Source organism: Eubacterium sp. CAG:156 (assembly GCF_000434315.1).
Taxonomy (GTDB): domain Bacteria; phylum Bacillota; class Clostridia; order Lachnospirales; family Lachnospiraceae; genus Eubacterium_U; species Eubacterium_U album.
The window spans coordinates 1-742 of sequence record NZ_FR878114.1 but is presented as its reverse complement, the minus strand read 5'-3'; the positions used below and the strand labels follow the sequence as shown (position 1 = coordinate 742).

1 protein-coding gene is annotated in these 742 nt (G+C 41.1%); it reads left to right on the top strand.

Translation table 11 applies throughout. From position 1 onward, the window contains the following. Positions 1-742: elongation factor Tu (locus ABMA45_RS00520; RefSeq protein ID WP_348029860.1), on the top strand; the 742-nt coding region annotated here is incomplete at both ends.

The following is a 742-nucleotide window of genomic DNA, read 5'->3' as shown; positions in this document are numbered from 1 at the left end:
AGAAGAAAGAGAAAGAGGTATCACAATCTCTACAGCTCACGTTGAATATGAAACAAAGAAGAGACATTACGCTCACGTTGACTGTCCAGGACATGCTGACTATGTAAAGAACATGATCACTGGTGCTGCTCAGATGGATGGTGCTATCCTTGTTGTAGCTGCAACTGACGGTGTTATGGCTCAGACAAAGGAACATATCTTACTTTCACGTCAGGTTGGTGTTCCTAAAATCGTTGTTTTCTTAAACAAATGCGATATGGTAGACGATGATGAATTACTTGAATTAGTAGAAATGGACGTTACAGAAATCCTTGAAGAATATGGATTCGACGGAACTCCAATCATCAAAGGTTCAGCTCTTAAGGCTCTTGAAGATCCATCATCAGAATGGGGCGACAAGATCATGGAACTTATGGACACAATTGATGATTACTTCCCAGATCCACAGAGAGATACAGATAAGCCATTCTTAATGCCAGTAGAAGACGTATTCACAATCACAGGTCGTGGTACTGTTGCTACAGGTAGAGTAGAACGTGGTGTTCTTCATATGAACGATGAAGTTGAAATCGTTGGTGTTAAGGAAGAAATCCAGAAGACAGTTGTAACTGGTATCGAAATGTTCAGAAAGCTTCTTGATGAAGCTCAGGCTGGTGATAACATTGGTGCTCTTTTAAGAGGTATCAACAGAGACCAGATCGAAAGAGGTCAGGTTCTTGCTAAACCAGGTTCAGTAACATGC